The following is an 18,440-nucleotide window of genomic DNA, read 5'->3' as shown; positions in this document are numbered from 1 at the left end:
CTAATATTATATCACAAAAAATGATTTTGTAAACAAAATTTCCCACTCCCCTGCATTATGTATTTCTACAATAAAAAAGTGTTGATAATTTCATCAACACTTTTATAAAGTAACTCAACTAACAAAGCTATTGATGCGATAACCAAAACGAATTACTTTAATATCTTTGAGATAATTATAGATATTAAATTTTCAAATTTCAACTTAATTTCTAATTTCTTTTCTAATTTCTTCTATTTCATTTACTTTTAACCCTGTTATTTCTGTAATAAAATCAATATTAGCATTCTTATCTAATAAATCTATAGCCATTTCTTTCTTTGCTATAGCTAGTCTAATATTTCTTTCAATTGCTTTGCTTTCAACATTAGTTTCTAAATTAATGGATAAATCATTACGTTCATCTGAAATGACTATTTTATCTACCGCGAACATTTGTTCTTGCTCGTCGAAATCGCCATTTTCTTCAGTTAAATCATCTTCTAAACTTTCAACCTTAAAAATTTTACCCTCAAATTTATAGCTAAATAAATTAAAAGTTATGAGTATAGCCGGTATAGCAAAGTATATTTTAGCACCCATAAATCCTACTATTACTGTAGCAACAATAAAAAATATATTTATATTCTCTAGTTGAATATTAAAAATTTTTTTATTTGGCTTATAAGCTTTTATAATAGCTAGTACTAAAGTTAGGATGCATAAAGGAGTTAAGGTATAACTAGAAATAATACCATCAAACCCTAGAAAATCAAAATAATTACCTATATTACCATATACAAACATAAAACCATTTAAATATGCATATACACAGGCAATTATTCCGAGAGTTGCACCTAATGCTTGTGTATACCAATTTGTGAACCTTAAATTCATCGTATCACCCCTAAAGTATATATATAACATTCTTATGCAACTTAAGGTCCAAATATTTCTTTTAAATTAATAATTTACATTAAAAAAGCTTCTTATTATAGAAGCTTTTTTAATGTAAATTATTAATAGCATCTTGTAACGTATCTATACTTTCTTTTGAAGATTGTAAATCTATTAATTGAGAAGTTAATAGTTTAGCGTTTTCATTATCATTAGATGCTATACATTGATATATTTTATTAAGCAATTCATATTCCTCGTTAGTTACAGGATGACTCGTTTGTATTTTATTATTATAGTTATATAAGCACATATCAATCTCCCTTTTAATAATTTATTATTTATAGAATTATATAAATCTATATAAAACCCTTTTTTAATATTAGATAATATACTATTTATATTAATAATATATACATTTTAGAATAATTTATTCAAAACTTAATCTATAAGTTACCATTTTAATACAATCCTATTTATTTTTTTTATAAAAAGAATTATAATTTAATTTGTAGCAATTAAGTTTTTATTTTATAATTGATTAAATATGATTAATCTGGAAATAATTATATTAAATCCACTGAAGGGGAGCTTTGATTATGTTAGACACCATAGAATTTGTGCTTAAAATTTTATTTTTTATTTTATCTATAGTTTGGGTTGGTAAAATAATGATTTTAAGAACTGATAAGCAAATAGTTATAAATCCAATACTTATTTTAATATCCGCATTAATAGTTATAGTGCCGGAATCAAGTGAGTCAATAAAACTATTTGGAGTTAGTACAGAAATTATAAAAATAATGTTATATTCATTATATTCATTAGTAGTTCTAATAGGAATATATGTTACAAAAAGAAAAAACGGTATATTTTAATAAATTTGTAAATAATAAAAGGTTGTGAATTATCACAACCTTTTATTATTTACGAATTTTAGCTTCACACCTGAATATTTTCATTCCATAAGACATAAACTTATCTTCATATTCAGTCGTAACATTTTCAAAATCACTATTAGCTAAATTTAAAGATATATTTTTTAAAATCCAGTCGTTAGATGATATTTCATTTAAACTGAATTCAAACAATCCTTCGTTGTCCGTCTTAAAATGAAGTTCTCCATCATCTTTAAGCAAGATCTTATATTTATTTAAAAAATTAGTATGAGTTAGTCTTCTCTTAGCCCATCTAGTTTTTGGCCATGGATCACAGAAGTTAACATATACTCTACTTAATTCATCTTCTTCAAAGTAATCTAATATATTAGATACATTAGCCCAAGCAAATAAAATATTATTTAAACCCAATTCCTTAGCTTTTTCTACACCTTTTATAAGAACTTCTTCCTTTATTTCAAAAGCTATATAATTTACATCCGGATTTTGCTTAGCGAGAGTAGTTATAAATTTTCCACGCCCAGTACCAAATTCTACATATATTGGATTATTATTATTAAACTTAAAATTCCATTTTCCCTTAAGTTTATCTATATCATCCCTAAGAACGTAATCTTTATAACTTAATAGCTTCTCATCTGCACCTTTTATTTTTCGTCTTCTCATATTAGTACTCCTTATAATTTATTAAAGTATAATTATACCTAACTTTAGAAAAAAAATAAAGAGTATTAGCTTTAAGCTAACACTCTTTATTTTTTATTGTCCACAGCCAGAGCATCCTCCGCCGCATCCTCCGTCATCTTGCATATTTTCTGGTCCTACTTTAAATCCATAACCAGTATCTTCTATAACTATATTTCCATATTTAGTATAGTCTTCATTACTCATTATAAAATGTAAACCTTCAATATCATATTCTAAATCGTCAGCCTTTTGCTCATCCAGAGCAATTCCAAATGATGGACCGCCTCAGCCGATACCTGCGAAATAAACTCTTATATTCTTAGGTCTATCTTGATTATCTTTTAAGATATCTTTTAGCGTATCAATAGCTGTTTGTGGTAAAGTAACCTTCATTTAATCATTTCCTTTCAAGTTATATATTTATATTAAATAAGCTTTAGATAAATTCTAAAGCTTATTTAATTGTGAATTAATAAATTTAGTGCCCGCATCCAGAGCATCCGCCGCCGCATCCTCCACCAGGTTGGATATTTTCAGATCTAACCATAAATCCATAACCAGTATCTTCTATAACTATATCTCCATATGTAGTATAGTCTTCATTACTCATTATAAAATGTAAACCTTCAATATCATATTCTAAATCGTCAGCCTTTTGCTCATCTAAAGCTATACCAAATGATGGGCCGCTACATCCATTACCTGCAAAGTAAATTCTTATTCCTGTAGGTTTACCTTGGTTGTCCTTTAAAATATCTTTTAAAGTATTAATCGCTGTTTCTGGTAATGTGATTTTCATACTAATCGCTCCCTTTCAAATTTTGTTAAATTCATATATATTATATACTTTAATGATATATATAATCAATTGATTTTTACTAATAATACTAAATTTATCATAAAATGTATATAATTACTATTTAATTACTACTATTATATCTATTTTTAATGTATTCATATTTTACCCTCGTTACTTATATTGTAAACATAATTAGTTTTAATATAACTAACTTATTTTTTTAGTTTATATAATATTTTTATGCTATAATATTATTCTGTGATGAGCTTATGCAAGTTATAACAACTTAGGGAGGGTATGATAAAATATGAAAAAAGGCGAAACTAAACTTTCGACTATTTTGACAGAATGTCTTGGTTTATTAGTGGGATGTATATCTATGAGCATTGGTATTAATATGTTTTTAAAACCTTATACGATTGCTCCTGGAGGCCTTAGTGGTATGTCTGTAGTACTTAATAAGGTTACAGGTATATCTGTATCTAATATAATGTTAATTATAGGTATTCCTTTAGTAGTATTAGCTTTTAAGATACTTGGAAGTAAAAATTCTATAAAAACATTAATTGGAACAGTGTTATTTTCTTTTATAATAAATATAACTTCATCTTTGTCTGAAATTTTACCAACAAATGATCTTTTATTATCTTCTATATCAGGTGCAATTTTAGTAGGATTAGGTATTGGTATTGTATTTAGGGTTGATGGTTCTACAGGAGGAACTGACTTAATAGCTTTAATATTAAGTAAAAAATTTCCTGGTATAAAGGCAACTAAATTTATGATGTGTTTAGATGGAGTCGTAGTTATATCTTCGGGTATTGCAAATAAAAATATAGAAACTGCGTTATACTCTGCGATATCACTTTATGTAATAGTTAAAGTTGCAGATGCTATAATGGAAGGTTTCGATTTTTCTAAAGAATTTATGATAATTTCTAATAAATCTGATGAATTAAGAGAAGTTATAACTAATGAATTAGACAGGGGTTTAACTATACTTGATGGTAGAGGTGGATATACTGATGATAAAAAACAAGTTTTACTTGTTATTATATCTAGAAATCAAGAAGTATATCTAAAAAAATTGGTTAAAGCTACGGATCCGAATGCTTTTATAATAGTCAGTACTGTACATGAAGTACTAGGAGAAGGATTTAAAGACTTGAAAAATGGTAGTGCTTAAATAAAAAAGTGGCTTAAGCCACTTTTTTATTTATTCTTAATTAATATAGGTTGAATTATTATCCCGCTTAAAGTTCCTGATTTTAAAAATGATACTTCATGATAGAATTCAGCCTTTATTAAACAATCTGAGCAAATATTCTTTACTATAATCTTAGATATAGAATATAGTAAAGAAGGTCTTTTATCTGTTTTTATATTATCGTATTTACCTGTAATTTGTATATTATCAAATAACACATCTGTTTCTTTATCCCATCGTATTGGAGTTGTAAAAGTAATATCTTCTCCAAAGTCTATTGATATAGCATCTAATAAAATTAATTGTTCACTAGCTATTACTTTTACATTTTTGCGATCTAAATTTTCTATAAAAGATAAATCACTTATTTTATTATCTGATATATTTATCAAATTTAAATATCTTAAATTTTCAAGATTTGGAACTTTAGATATATTATTACTATCTAGCCCTATGCTTTTAAGCCTTTTTAAGCTATTTAGAAAGGAAATATCTTCTATTCTATTTTCACTAAGTTCCAAGTTGCTTAATCTAGTCAATGCAGTTAATAAATTAGCATCTACAATTTCATTTTTATTTAAACTAAGATTGTTTAAATTAATAGCGTATTGTATTCCTGTTAAATCATATATTCCTTTATCTGATAAATCTATTTCTCTTAATGTTCTTAAATAATCTTTAGTTATTTGATATGGTTCTTTATTACATGATTTAGCTATAGCATGCTTTAGATTTTTACTTATCCAATTATCATTATTTTTTTCACACAAATAGAATCATCCCTTTTTTATATAATCACTTTTAAGCATTTGGAATCTGTGGCAGACGGTATATGTTCCGAATTTGTTAGAAGGGAATTTTTTTCTAAATTTCCCGATGTAATTGAATCCTAAAATTTCTAATGGTTTTCTAGAGTATTTATTATCTTCAAATGTAATAGCTATAATTTTATTTAAATTTAAATCTTCAAAGCCGTATCTCAACATTTCAAACGCTAGCTCTGTAGATAAATTTTCACCCCAATAATTTGGATTTATGCATATCCCTATTTCGCCTTCTTTTGAATTTGGATATATATTATTAAATCCAACATTACCTATTACTCTATTTTCTCTTTTTAAAACAATTACATAGTGTCCTATTTTACCTTCATTATAATTTTTAAAGAAAAAAAGTTTTATAAATCTTTCTGTATCTTTTATGCTTTTGTGTTTTTTAAATGGAAGATATTTTACAACAATATCTTCTTTATAATAATTAAATAAATCTTTAGAGTCATTTAATGTTGCTGGTCTTAAAATACATCGTTTCGTTTCTAATATTTTCATATTACTATATTTAGAGTCATACATACTTATGTCCCCTTTAATAAATTGTATATATATTATCTATATAATTTATGCTATACAATTAACAACGGTTCGTAAAAGACATAAAATATATACTTTTATGCCAAAAATATAAAATCTAGTATTTTCAACGTATTTATGTAGAAATTTATAATTCATGTCAGTATTATGTCAGATATTTTTATTTTTTATTTATATAATTATGATATAATAAATATATAATTGTAATATATTGGAGGAATATAATGAGTTTCGCATTTATAAGAAAAAGAAGTAAAAATTATATAGTTTATTTAGAATATAAAGATAAAGAAAACGGTAAAAAAGTGCAAAAGAATATGGGATCTTTTGGGAAAAAAAGAGACGCTTCTAAGAAATTAAACGAGTTAAAAGATAGCATTTTTAATGATGAACTAACTCTACCAAATACCATAAATGTTGAATCTTTTTTAATTGACTTTTTAGAAAAATATAAAATTAATTTATCAATAACAACTTATAATTGCTACCTTAGAATTTGCAAAAAATACCTAATACCCATGCTAGGAAACTATAAATTAGAAGATCTAAAACCTATACATATACAAAATTATGTTGATGATTTAGTAGGAGTACTAACACCACAGACTATAAAAATACATATAAATATTTTGAATTTAGCACTTAAAAAAGCCTACCGATTAAGGTTAATAAGAGAAAATGTAGTAGATTGTATAGAAATTCCTAGAATTAGAAAATTTAAAAACAACATATATAATAAAGAAAATATGATTAAATTACTTAAAATTTGCAAAGGGACACCATTAGAACTACACATATTCTTAGCCAGCGGGTTAGGACTCAGAATATCAGAAATATTAGGTCTTACATGGGACAATATAGATTTTAGCGAAAATACTATAACCATAAACAAGATTACTGTAAGAAATAATGGTTCAGTTATTTTAAAAAATCCCAAGACCGAAAGTTCAGAAAGAACAATTTCAGTACCAAATGAAATAATGGTATTATTAAAAGAACATAAAAAGAAACAATTAGAAGCTAAATTAAGAGGAGAAATTAAAAATTTTTCAAACTTATTATTCTTTGATAAAAATGAGCAACCGATAGCCCAAGATGTTATGAGTAAGAAATTCAATCGTTTTCTAAATAAAAATAATTTAGAACATATAAGATTTCACGATCTTAGACATTCGCATGTAACTTTACTTATAAATTCTAAAGTACCCATCAAGGTGATATCAGAAAGAGTTGGACATTCAAATATTAATACAACTTTAAATATTTATGCTCATGCACTTAAAGAAATGGATTCTGAAGCGAGTAATAAAATATCAGAAGAATTATTTAAATTGGGATAAAATTAGAAAAAACCGGCCTCTTAAATTGAATTTTAAGAGGTTTTATTTATGTTCTCGAATAATTAAACCTAAATAATATACAATCTTCTTAAAGACGTAAATAACCATTTACATGGATAAAAGCTAAATATAATACAAAAATGGTTTCTATAATTAAATTATGTAAACTAAAATACTTCAAACATAAATTTGAGTTTGTAATAAATAAGTAAATTAATAAAACCACAAAATAATAATATACATAATTATAAATTTTAAAATAATTTATATTTTATATACCCATGTAGCCAGTGTTAAAATAATTTAATTATGTTAACACTGGCTACATGGGTATAGATTTATAATTTTAATATAAATCTATTAATAATTTGCACTACTTCAAAAGTATCTTCTAAATAAGGCGTATGTTTACCTTTTATATTTTTTAATATATAATTTTCAAATTTAAAGTTAAGATAATGATTGACTCCCATTGCATAATCTTCATCTCCATAAATTATAAGAGTCTTTACTTTTATATCAGAAGTAATATTATAATAATTTTTAAAGTACTCTTTATTATAAAAAGCTTGCTTCGACATAGAACAATTTATAAAATCTTCATCTATTTTTTTCATTCTTGAGAAGTTTTTATATTCTTTATATTGAAGTTTATAATATAGATCCTTTCGAATAAGCTCAGATGCTACTTTTTGCCAATTTCTTATTACAGAATAACCTGCATATTTATTCAAATCATAATTCAGTAAATTACATCCGTATTCAATTTGACTAAAAAGAGAATCCTCTAAATTAAGGGTTGAATTTAATAATATAAGACCTTTTATATATTGAGGATATTTATAAGCATAATTTACAGCTATTATACCTCCAAAAGAATGCGATAATAAAATAACTTTATCAAGATTTAATTTTTTTCTTATTATTTCAATATCTTTTACTAAATTATCAATAGAATAACTTGTACCTTCATCTCCTCCAGATCTTCCACATCCTCTTTGATCTATGTATATCATTCTTAATATTTTTTCTAAATGCATTCCACAAAATAATTCAAAATCTTTACTCCAAGAACCAGGACCTCCATGTATATAAATACAAGGAATTCCACTACCCTTTTCATTTACATATAATTTTACATTGTCATCAGTATTTATAAACATTCTTCCCTCCACTATTTTTGTATTTATAATTGTATCATAATATTTGAAATTTTAAAAAACTTTAAAAATATTAATGTAAAAATTTTAGTTTTAAGGCGTATAAAGAATTTTTATAATATTATTCCATTATAAAAACATAAAATCGCTTAAAATTGATTTAAATCAATTTTAAAAGAAATTAATTATAATCCTAATAATTAGTTTAAAATAATAAAATTATGTAAACTTTTCTATTGTAAGTTATTGTTATTTATAAATAATTAGCATTGTTTTCTTTTGTGAAAAGTTAGCATGTAGTTTTTATGAACAAAAAGGTAAAATTAATTATATAGTAAAAAATAGCCTACATAAAATTAGTAAACTTAAATTAATTCACTATTCTTTGTATAAGCTATTTTTATTATTATAAGTATCTATATAGATTTTTCTAACTTAGAAAATGCATAATCTAAAGCAGACTCTAAATTACCATTATTCTTTCCTCCTCCTTGAGCTAGATAAGGGGTTCCTCCTCCTCTTCCATCTACTAAGGTAAGAGCATCTTTTAATAAATTATTCATATTTATATTTGTTAAGTTTTTAGCTGCTGCAAAAACTACATTTACTTTATCATCGTTCTTTAATGCAATGAGAGCGATTGTATTTTCTTCTTCTGTTATTTTTGTAGCTACTTTAGATACATATTTTAAGTTTTCATTAGTATAAATTTTGTTAACTACAGATATATTTTTTATATTTTTACTAGATTTTATCATATCTTGAATTTCATAGTTAGCTAAAGCTTCTTCAAGTTTTCTATTAGAGTTTATACTTTCTTCAATTTTTTCTTTTAATTTTTTTATACTATTTATAGACTCATCTTCATTTGAACTTAAATATCTGCATATATCAGTTAAGTAACTATCTCTTTGTAAGGAATAGTTAATAGCTCTCTTGCCTGCTAAAAATTCTATTCTAGTAGCTCCTTTATTTTTTTCCCATCTTTTTATTTTTATCATTTTAAGGTCTAGGGTTGATTTTGGATGAACACCACAACAAGCATTAGAATCTAAATCTCCTATTTTAATAATTCTTATTTCATCAGCTGTTTCAGGTAAATCTCTTCTTATCCATATTTTTTTAAGTTCTTTTCTAGATGGTATCAATGTTTCTACTTTAATATCTTGGCTTATCACCTCATTAGCATATAGCTCTGCAGCTTTTATTTGTTCCTCAGTTAGGTGGCCATTAATATCTACTGTGCTTACATCTTTCCCCAAATGAAAAGCACTTGTATTAGCATTAAATAACTTATAAAAACTTCCAGATAATACATGTTGTCCAAAATGTTGGTGCATTCCATCTTCTCTTCTATCCCAATCTATTTTGCATTTTACTTTATGTATTTTTATAGGTTTTTTATCTAAAATATGATAAACTTTATTATCCTTTTCGTAAACATCTAATACGCTATGAACATCGATCATTCCTAAATCACAAAACTGACCTCCTCCGCCTGGAAAAAAAGCTGTTTTATCTAACAGGACATGATATTTATCTTTTATTTCTAATATTTCTTCTATTTCTGCACTAAATTCTCTTATGTATTGATTTGTATAATATAATTTTTCCATATTCAATTATCCTTTCTAAATTATAATAATATAATACCATAATTTAGATAGTATAATTATATTTATATAAATTACAGTATTAATAAATAGAATTACTTCATTATATACTTTATTTTAATAATATTATGGATTTTAAATCTGATAATAAATATAATTCATCGCTATAGTTAAATTTATTATTAATACTTATTTTAGTAGTAATATTTTTTATAAATTCTAATACTTTATTTTTATCTAGTATTATTTCTTTTTGAATAGAATTAGTTAAACCATATCCTTTTGAAGCATAGCATATAACAACAAATCGCTTTGAAGCTAGATCTAAGAAAAAATATAATTCGGGTCTTCTATTAAATAAATATTTTATATAGTCAACTACTTCAGGTATTTCATAAGCTTCCCTATTATCATTATCATATCCGTGTATACATAGATTAACTCTACACTGTTTTGCATGTTCAACTCTTAATAAAGTATTTATCCATGAATATATATCTGACATATCTTCTGATAAAATATCTTCTTTAGTAATATCTATAATTAATGTATGTCCAATATTTGGACATAATCTCATGAATTTATTAGGCGTCATAGCTTCTGTAAATAAAATATCTATATTATTCAATTTAATGTTTGTCCTCCTTATTTTAAAAGATTATACTATGATTATCTCTTAAAATAAATATAGATATACATAAAAGGTATTTACTTAAGTAAATACCTTTATAATAATTTATTAAATTTAAAAATAAGAATACCTATCACTATAATACATACCATAATACCTAATACTAGAGGATAACCATATAAAAGTTCAAGTTCAGGCATATACTTAAAGTTCATACCATAAATTCCTGTAATTATAGTAAGAGGTGCCGCTATAGCAGTTAAAATTGTAAGCTTAGTAATTAGATTATTAGTTTTTTCAGCAACTTGTGAAGAGTGAATATCTAAAAGCTTATCTGCTAATTCTCTTGTTGATAATGCAAATGCATATAATTTGTCTATTCCAAAATCTAACCCTTGCAAGTTCTCAAGATTATATTTTTTTACATCTGAATATTTTAAATATCTTATGTTTTCTTTTATAATTCTATCTCCTATATATAAAAGAGGCCTAGTATTTTTAACTACTGATCTAGTTATTGATCGAACATAATTTATTTGAGTTATATAATCATCTTTTTTTCCATCCATCATAGCATCTTCTATTTCAAGTATCATATCCTCTATTTTCTCTAGATTTTCAAACTCATGAACTATAATATTTTTAAATATTAAATAATTTATTTTAAATAAGCTTACAATTGGTGGTGCATCATCTAGTTTTATATTATTTAAAATAAGGGTTTTTACAAAACAATATATATAGTGTTCTTCTTGAGATACTACTAGTATATAGTTATCCGAAGTATAAATATTTATTTCTTCTATCATAGAATCATTTTCATCTAAATTAAAAGTATTTACACTTAAAAAATCATAATCATCAAATAAATCTAATTTTATATTTTCATCAAATGTAAGACAGTCTTTAAAAGTTATTTCATCTATGTTTAGTATATTTTTTAATAATTTAAGCTCATTAGGAGTGCTAAGCATTACATAAGAATCTTTTGTATTATAAAAATATTTATCAAATTTTTCGATTTTTTCTCTTGTATCTAAGTTTAATACATACATATTATCACCCCTACATTTAATAGTATATACTAAATCTATATTAGAAATTCATGATTATATTTTATAATTATGATTTAAAATCCTATTTCTATTAAATTTATTATAAAAAATATTTCATAAACTTATGTTTTTGAAATATCTATATATCGCTACCTATATGTATCTTAATACTTTTATAAAATTAAGTTTTTTAAAACTTAACTTTATTTAATTAAGTAAAATGTGATTCTTCTCAATGGAGTCACTTAAAAATATAAAGTCTATAAATAAATAGTTTTTGAAATAATAAAAAGACACTATTTAGCGTCCTTTTATTACTTTTTTATATAACTAATATTTTCTAATTTAAAACTTTATTTTATTAATTTATGAAAATAAGAAAATATAAACTTATAAATATTTGCAAATATTTTGCTAGATAATAAGTAAGTAACAAACAATGGACTAAATAATATTACACACTTTGTTAAAATACTTTCATCCCATGTTGGTATTAAATAAAAAATAATTAATACAACATATATATGAAATACATATACATACATCGTAGATTTTGCTAAATTGCTATAAAATGTTTTTATAGTAGGTGTTAATATACATATAAATGAACTCAAGGCTATACTACTCATATAAAGTAATATTCTATAAGCCATACCTATCCAAATATTCATGTTAAGTTCCTTATACGAATAAGATCCATATAAAAATCTATAATCTAAAATATTTTTGTCTGCAATATAAAGACCTAATACAATAAACAAAATTACACCAAGTAAAGCAGTCCATACATTTATTTTATTTAGCTTTTCTAATTTATTAGAATCACAATAATATCCTAATAAAAAAAACGGTAAGAAAAATATAGTTCTTGAGAAAGATAGAACAGATCCGTTTGGGATTAATCCGACTATTATACCAAGTGCAAAACTTATAGGAAGTATATATTTTATTTTGATTAAATATTTAAGAGATATTCTCCAGAAAAATAAACTAAGTAAAAACCATAATGTCCATCCAGGATATATTATTGGTATTTTTTTTTCTCCGGTATATAAGTAAGCTAGGGTGTACCATATAACATTAAGAACTATATATGGAACTAATAAATTATTGAAGAAAATTTTTTTACTTTTATGTATATTTTTAGAAAGAAAGCCAGATATAAATATAAACAAAGGCATATGGAATGTATATATAAACATATACATTCCCATTAGTGTATCATTGGTATTTATATAACGCTCTATTAGGTGTCCAAATACTACTAAAAATATTAGCAGTACTTTAAGATTGTCTACAAAATAATTTTTATTTATTTGATTCATTTAATTATCCTTTCATTACTTACTATTCTTTCCAAAATAATCATTATATATTTAAATTATAAAAACTTAGTAAAATAATTTATGTACTTTACTAAGTTTTTATGATTTAATTGTCGTTTTGTTTTAAAGTCTCTACATTTTCTATAAAATCCAATATATATTTAGAGTATTTATTTCCATTTCCTCTAATAATATCGATAGTGTCTTCGTGTTCAGCTTTTTTTATTATTTTTAATGTAGTATTTTCATCTAAATTTTGTACCTTATTTACGAAGGATATAGAATTTTCTAAGTCTATAAGACTATCGCTATCTCCATGTATGCACATAATCGGTATATGAACCTCTTTATCTAATAAGTTTATCGGATTGGTATCTTTAACTTCTTTTTCATAAATATAATTTTTAATTAAAAACTTTGAATAAGATGATTTACATTTAAGAAAATCTAGTACACCAGATATAGATATAAATCCTTTTAAATTATTACTATCTATATTATATTTTTTCTGTCTATCAGTATCAAATACTAAATGAGAAGATAATTCTCCCCCTGCTGAATATCCTGACACTATAATATTACCACCCACAGTATTTTCTGTATAATGTTTTAATGCAGTAAATACATCTTCTATTTGAGAAGGGTATCTATAAAATGGTGCTAATCTATATCCAACTATAACTGAAGAATATCCCATCTTATAAAAATATTTTCCTACAGAACTGTATAAAGAGGGATTTCCATGCCACCATCCTCCTCCATGAATAAAAAATATAGTAATATTATTTAAACCATTTGGATTATATACCTTATAATATTGTCTGCGACTTTTCCCATATTTAACTATATCACCTTTTATCTTAGGGTCCTTTATATAGCTATATATTATAGTTCTATGAATATTAAGTAGCTTATTTTTAAATTTAAAAAATCTAAAATTACTCATATTATATACCTCTCTTAATGTATTCTATATAATTTATATAAAGCAGTTTATAAAATTTAAGACATGAATTTTAAAACCCATGTCTTTTTTATTGACCCTTATATTTTATTTTGCCAATATCTTTAAACTTTATATTAGTAATGTATTCCTATAATTTAATTATATTACTAATTAAAACTATTATCTATTATATATAGTTTAATTTTAAAATTATAAAATAAAAAACTCGAATAATTATATTATAATCATTCGAGTTTTTTATTTTTATAAAGCTTTTAAAGCAGCTATATTTAATAAACTCCATGGTTTATTAAAATGGGGTTGGAAGAAAAAGTCTGTCATAGCTAATTCTTCTATAGTCATATTATTTTGTATCGCTACTGATAATGTATTCATAATTTGAGTTAAATCTATTTTAGATATTATCTGTCCACCAATTACTCTTCTAGTATCTTTATCAAATACTAATTTGATAGTAGCCTCTTCAAATGTTGGCATAAATTCTGGTCTATAGTTATCACTAGCTATTACTGAGCCTACATTTAAATCTGTTGTATTTTTAGCGACTTCTTCTGTAAGTCCAGTTGAAGCTATACATAAATCATATATTTTAATACCTGATGTTCCTTGAGTTCCCATATATTTTAAAGTAGGATTTATTAAATTTTTGGCAACTAGTGTACCCATTCTTACTGCATTAGTTGCTAAAGGGATATATCTTTTTTCATTCGCTGGGTTAAAGTTAACTACACAGCAATCTCCAGCTGCAAATACATCCTTTTTACTTGTTCTCATATAATCGTCTATTATTATAGCTCCATTAGGTAAAGTATCTAGCTTTCCTTTAACTAATTTAGTACTAGGTGCAAATCCTATACATAGTACTACTAAGTCTGCTTCAAATTCCTCTTTATCTGTAACAACTTTTGATACTTTATTATCAATACCTTCAAATTTAGACACCTTTTGTCCAAGTACTAATTTAACGTCTTTTTTAGTAAATTCAGCCTCTGCTTTATCAGTAAATTCTTTATCTAAGTACTTTGCCATTATTCTATTTTCAGCATCTATTAATGTAACATTTTTACCTTGTATTTCAAATGCCTCTGCAAGTTCTACACCAATATATCCTGCACCTATAACTACAACATTTTTAGCATCTTTACATTTTTTATTTATAACTTGAGCATGATCATAGTTTTTACACAACACAATATTTTCTAATTGACCACCTTCAAATTTTGGAACTATTGGCCATGAACCTAAAGTAAGAACTAATTTATCGTAATCATCTTTAAATTCTTCACCAGTTAATAAATTCTTAACTAAAATAACTTTATTATCGAAGTCTATATCTAAAACTTCGTGCTTCATATTGGTTACTATACCAGAAGCTGATAAGTTCTCTGGTGAATTGTAAAATAATTTTTCAGTTTCTGTAACAACGTTTGCAACATTTAGCGCTATACCACAAGATAGAAAAGATATATTATCATTTTTTTCATAAATAGTAATTTTACTTTCTGGATAAAGTTCTTTCATATTAACAACTGCAGCAGTTCCTGCATGTGTACATCCTACAACAACAATTTTCATAATAGTTACCTCCAATATTTGATAAATTATTAACACAAGTTATTTATACCCGTATTAAATAATTTTAAAACATAAATAGAGTTATATTTTTCAATTATTTAGTATTTATTTTAATTTAATAAATTATACTTATTATTTTTATTTATATCTACTCGAATTTTTGATATTTTGATAAAAGTGTAAAAATCAGTATATTATATCATACTGATTTTTACACTTTTATTTAATCATTTTATTTTTTTACTTTTACAAAGTATTTAGTATGCAAAAGTTCATGTGCTTTATGACTTAATGGATGGTCTAAATACTTATCATATATTGCCAATACTGCAGGATTTTCATTTGATCTTCTCAGTGGTAATGATCTATCTATTGAGTTTAAACCTTCTGCCCTTTTTTCTAAAACTTCCTGTCTTTTTCTAGCTTTAGGTTGTCCACCACCACCGACACATCCACCAGTGCAAGCCATTATTTCTATAGCATGGAAAAATTCTTCTCCAGATCTTATTTTATCTAACATTTTTCCGGCTTCTCTAAGTCCATAAGTAACTCCTATCCTAAGTTTTATATCTCCTACCTCAAGTTCACAAGCTCTAAAGCTATCCCATCCCCTAAGACAATCAAATTCTATATTATCCAATCTTTGTCCTGTCATTTTTTCTATAGCTGTTCTTGTAGCAGCTTCTATAACACCGCCTGTTCTACCAAATATAACACCTGCACCTGTATATTCTCCTAGAACTTGATCAATTTCTTCACCTGCAATCTCTTGTAAATCTATACCAGAATCTTTGAATATCTTTATAAGTTCACTAGTTGTAATCACATAATCTACATCATAATTAAGGCCTCTTGAAAACTCTGGTCTTGATGCTTCATATTTTTTTGCAATACAGGGCATAATTGCAACTGATGTAATTTGATCTCTTGCAAGCCCATGCTCTTTTCCCCATAAATCTTTTGCAACTGTTGCAAACATCTGCATTGGTGATTTCGCTGATGATGGAACATCTAACATATCTCCATAGTTTTGTTCTATAAATTTAACCCATGCAGGGCAACAAGATGTTAGTATTGGTAACTTTACATTAGGGTCTCCTGCAAAGTACTTTTCAAGCCTTTCTTGAAGCTCTGCTGCTTCTTCCATTATTGTCAAATCAGCTGCCCATGTTGTATCAAATACATAATCTACTCCTAATTTTCTTAAGGCTGCAGCAATTTTATTTTCTACATTACTTCCAGGTTCAAATCCAAAAGCTTCACCTATCGCTACTCTTACAGCAGGAGCCATTTGAGTAATCACAACTTTATTTGGAGTTGCTAAATCTCTAAGGAATTTAAATGTATTATCTCCTGCGGTTATTGCATTAACAGGACAAGCTGCTAAGCATTGTCCACAATGAGTACACCTAGTGTAATCTATATGATGATGTTTTTTAAGTTCACCCTCAATACAATCTACAGGGCAAGCTCTTTTACATGAACCACATCCAATACATTTATCTGTTATAGTTAATTTTATAAGATGATTACATTGTGATGAATAGCATCTATTTTCTTCTATATGTTCTTCTATTTCGCCATAGAATCTATCAATTATTTCTTCCATTATGTTATGACTTTGGCTTAATCTATATTTAACACTACTAGCAAGTTCTCTTAAGAGATACACATCACGCATATTTCCTCTTCCCTTACTTATTCTATCTAATATCTTCCACATTCTAATTATTTCCGTTTTTACAATAGAGTAACTTTCAAATGATTTGTCCTGAAGTTTCCCAAGTAAAAAATCTATATAAAATTTAGCGTACTGAACTATACAATCTTCTTCTGATAAAATAATTATCGTTCTGCTTGTTCCCTTAGGAAATAATTTAAAGTCCAGTGTTTTATCTAGACTGTCTTCACTTAAAAATCCTCCAAATGGTATACCTAGCTGAGCAGCTTTAAATCCTCTATCATTTAATAGCCCTCCAGCAAGATTTATTATATCAACTAGTGTTGCTCCTTCTGGAACCTCTATTATTCCAGGATTATTAATTTTTCCAGATATAGCGATTATTCGTTTTTTATCTTCTGTTATTTTTTTTAGTTCATCTTCACTAAATGCAGAAAATACTGAACCTAGTGAACTTTGTATTATAGTTTGTTTTTTATCAGCCATTATTTACTCCTTATCTATCTAAACCATTGTTATATTCATATAATTAATTTTTCCTAGTAATAGCTCTATTATTCTTATTTTTCCAAAGTTTTCTATAGAGTCTGCATTTTATTGAGTTATAAATAAAAAACCTGAATTGTTTTTGAAACAATTCAGGTTTTAGTAACTCAATTTATAAATAACAAATCTTTCACGCTCATCTTTTTTATTTAGTTTTTGCAATATAATATCTTCAGATAATATAAATGGGCTTAGGTACTCTAAATAGTATATATAGTCTTGTGATGGATAATATAAAATAATTTCTATATTTCTAGGATTTTCTTCAAATGAAATTAAAATATTTTCAACAACTTTTGTAAATATTTGTACAGAGAATGGATTAAAAAAATAAAATTTGTTATCATATGATTTTATTTTGTAATCTTGAGCTAGACAGCATTCAAAATTTACTTTATATAAGCTTTTTTTATTTTTCTTCATGTAATTAGCTTTATTTTCTAGAGCTTCATAATAAAATATTTCATTCATTTCAATTCCTGTAACATTTGATTTGTAAAAGTAGTTTATATAAAAATTAAGCCTGCCTTTACCACATCCAAAATCAACTACATGATCATTACTTTTTAATGTATATTTTTCAAATAAGCATTCAAGTGAAGAATATAGTGTTGGTTCATAAGGATGATAATGTATGTTATTTTTATTCCACTTTTGATCTCCTGTAGTTTTTATATTTAGTAAATTTTCATAATAATATTCGTCCATT

19 protein-coding genes are annotated in these 18,440 nt (G+C 25.1%); 3 read left to right on the top strand and 16 right to left on the bottom strand.

Going from position 1 to position 18,440, the window contains the following annotated elements; translation table 11 throughout:
* Positions 1-204 precede the first annotated feature (204 nt).
* A complete protein-coding gene (locus JNUCC81_RS09110) occupies positions 205-876 on the bottom strand; it encodes a hypothetical protein (RefSeq protein WP_454096293.1) in 672 nt (223 codons plus the stop codon).
* A gap of 109 nt (positions 877-985) precedes the next feature.
* Positions 986-1,189, bottom strand: coding sequence for a hypothetical protein (locus JNUCC81_RS09105; protein ID WP_454096292.1), 204 nt, complete (start codon positions 1,187-1,189; stop codon positions 986-988).
* 286 nt (positions 1,190-1,475) lie between these two features.
* Between JNUCC81_RS09105 and JNUCC81_RS09100 the strand changes: the two genes are divergently transcribed.
* Complete coding sequence (locus JNUCC81_RS09100) at positions 1,476-1,754, top strand: hypothetical protein (protein ID WP_454096291.1); 279 nt, start codon at positions 1,476-1,478, stop codon at positions 1,752-1,754.
* A gap of 45 nt (positions 1,755-1,799) precedes the next feature.
* Here the strand turns inward: JNUCC81_RS09100 and trmB are convergent, their stop codons facing one another.
* The 3 genes from trmB to JNUCC81_RS09085 all read right to left on the bottom strand — a co-directional run bounded on the left by trmB (position 1,800) and on the right by JNUCC81_RS09085 (position 3,261).
* On the bottom strand, positions 1,800-2,441 hold the full coding sequence (gene trmB / locus JNUCC81_RS09095; protein ID WP_454096290.1) for a tRNA (guanosine(46)-N7)-methyltransferase TrmB: 642 nt from the start codon (positions 2,439-2,441) through the stop codon (positions 1,800-1,802).
* A gap of 93 nt (positions 2,442-2,534) precedes the next feature.
* On the bottom strand, positions 2,535-2,666 hold the full coding sequence (locus JNUCC81_RS09090; RefSeq protein ID WP_454096289.1) for a hypothetical protein: 132 nt from the start codon (positions 2,664-2,666) through the stop codon (positions 2,535-2,537).
* Positions 2,667-2,940: 274 nt separating this feature from the next.
* On the bottom strand, positions 2,941-3,261 hold the full coding sequence (locus JNUCC81_RS09085; protein WP_454096288.1) for an iron-sulfur cluster biosynthesis family protein: 321 nt from the start codon (positions 3,259-3,261) through the stop codon (positions 2,941-2,943).
* A gap of 307 nt (positions 3,262-3,568) precedes the next feature.
* Here JNUCC81_RS09085 and JNUCC81_RS09080 point away from each other — a divergent pair, with 307 nt between their 5' ends.
* Positions 3,569-4,447, top strand: coding sequence for a YitT family protein (locus tag JNUCC81_RS09080; protein ID WP_454096287.1), 879 nt, complete (start codon positions 3,569-3,571; stop codon positions 4,445-4,447).
* Between the two features lie 26 nt (positions 4,448-4,473).
* On the opposite strand, the gene JNUCC81_RS09075 is transcribed toward JNUCC81_RS09080, so the two are convergent.
* The gene (locus JNUCC81_RS09075) at positions 4,474-5,238 is read right to left on the bottom strand and encodes a hypothetical protein (protein WP_454096286.1); all 765 of its coding nucleotides are present in this window, start codon (positions 5,236-5,238) and stop codon (positions 4,474-4,476) included.
* A gap of 6 nt (positions 5,239-5,244) precedes the next feature.
* Positions 5,245-5,820, bottom strand: a complete 576-nt coding sequence (locus JNUCC81_RS09070; RefSeq protein WP_454096285.1) for a GNAT family N-acetyltransferase — start codon at positions 5,818-5,820, stop codon at positions 5,245-5,247.
* Positions 5,821-6,062: 242 nt separating this feature from the next.
* Between JNUCC81_RS09070 and JNUCC81_RS09065 the strand changes: the two genes are divergently transcribed.
* Positions 6,063-7,178: a tyrosine-type recombinase/integrase gene (locus JNUCC81_RS09065; protein WP_454096284.1), complete on the top strand. Its 1,116-nt coding sequence runs from the start codon at positions 6,063-6,065 to the stop codon at positions 7,176-7,178.
* Between the two features lie 338 nt (positions 7,179-7,516).
* Here JNUCC81_RS09065 and JNUCC81_RS09060 read toward each other — a convergent pair whose 3' ends face one another.
* The 9 genes from JNUCC81_RS09060 to JNUCC81_RS09020 form a co-directional block, all read right to left on the bottom strand.
* The gene (locus JNUCC81_RS09060; RefSeq protein WP_454096283.1) at positions 7,517-8,341 is read right to left on the bottom strand and encodes an alpha/beta hydrolase; all 825 of its coding nucleotides are present in this window, start codon (positions 8,339-8,341) and stop codon (positions 7,517-7,519) included.
* 413 nt (positions 8,342-8,754) lie between these two features.
* Positions 8,755-9,954, bottom strand: coding sequence for an alanyl-tRNA editing protein (locus JNUCC81_RS09055; RefSeq protein ID WP_454096282.1), 1,200 nt, complete (start codon positions 9,952-9,954; stop codon positions 8,755-8,757).
* A 109-nt stretch (positions 9,955-10,063) separates the two neighbouring features.
* Positions 10,064-10,579, bottom strand: a complete 516-nt coding sequence (locus JNUCC81_RS09050) for a hypothetical protein (RefSeq protein ID WP_454096281.1) — start codon at positions 10,577-10,579, stop codon at positions 10,064-10,066.
* A 98-nt stretch (positions 10,580-10,677) separates the two neighbouring features.
* A complete protein-coding gene (locus tag JNUCC81_RS09045) occupies positions 10,678-11,637 on the bottom strand; it encodes a CorA family divalent cation transporter (protein ID WP_454096280.1) in 960 nt (319 codons plus the stop codon).
* A 353-nt stretch (positions 11,638-11,990) separates the two neighbouring features.
* Entirely contained in the window at positions 11,991-12,962 is a 972-nt protein-coding gene (locus tag JNUCC81_RS09040; RefSeq protein WP_454096279.1) for an acyltransferase family protein, read from the bottom strand.
* 106 nt (positions 12,963-13,068) lie between these two features.
* Positions 13,069-13,908 carry an alpha/beta hydrolase gene (locus JNUCC81_RS09035; RefSeq protein ID WP_454096278.1) on the bottom strand — a complete coding sequence of 280 codons (840 nt, stop codon included), beginning with the start codon at positions 13,906-13,908 and terminating at the stop codon, positions 13,069-13,071.
* A gap of 264 nt (positions 13,909-14,172) precedes the next feature.
* Positions 14,173-15,504, bottom strand: coding sequence for an FAD-dependent oxidoreductase (locus JNUCC81_RS09030; RefSeq protein ID WP_454096277.1), 1,332 nt, complete (start codon positions 15,502-15,504; stop codon positions 14,173-14,175).
* A 232-nt stretch (positions 15,505-15,736) separates the two neighbouring features.
* Positions 15,737-17,671: a [FeFe] hydrogenase, group A gene (locus JNUCC81_RS09025; protein ID WP_454096276.1), complete on the bottom strand. Its 1,935-nt coding sequence runs from the start codon at positions 17,669-17,671 to the stop codon at positions 15,737-15,739.
* A gap of 159 nt (positions 17,672-17,830) precedes the next feature.
* The gene (locus tag JNUCC81_RS09020; RefSeq protein WP_454096275.1) at positions 17,831-18,439 is read right to left on the bottom strand and encodes a methyltransferase; all 609 of its coding nucleotides are present in this window, start codon (positions 18,437-18,439) and stop codon (positions 17,831-17,833) included.
* Position 18,440: the final 1 nt, after the last annotated feature.

This window comes from Faecalimicrobium sp. JNUCC 81 (assembly GCF_053667625.1).
This window is presented reverse-complemented; position numbering and strand designations above follow the sequence as displayed.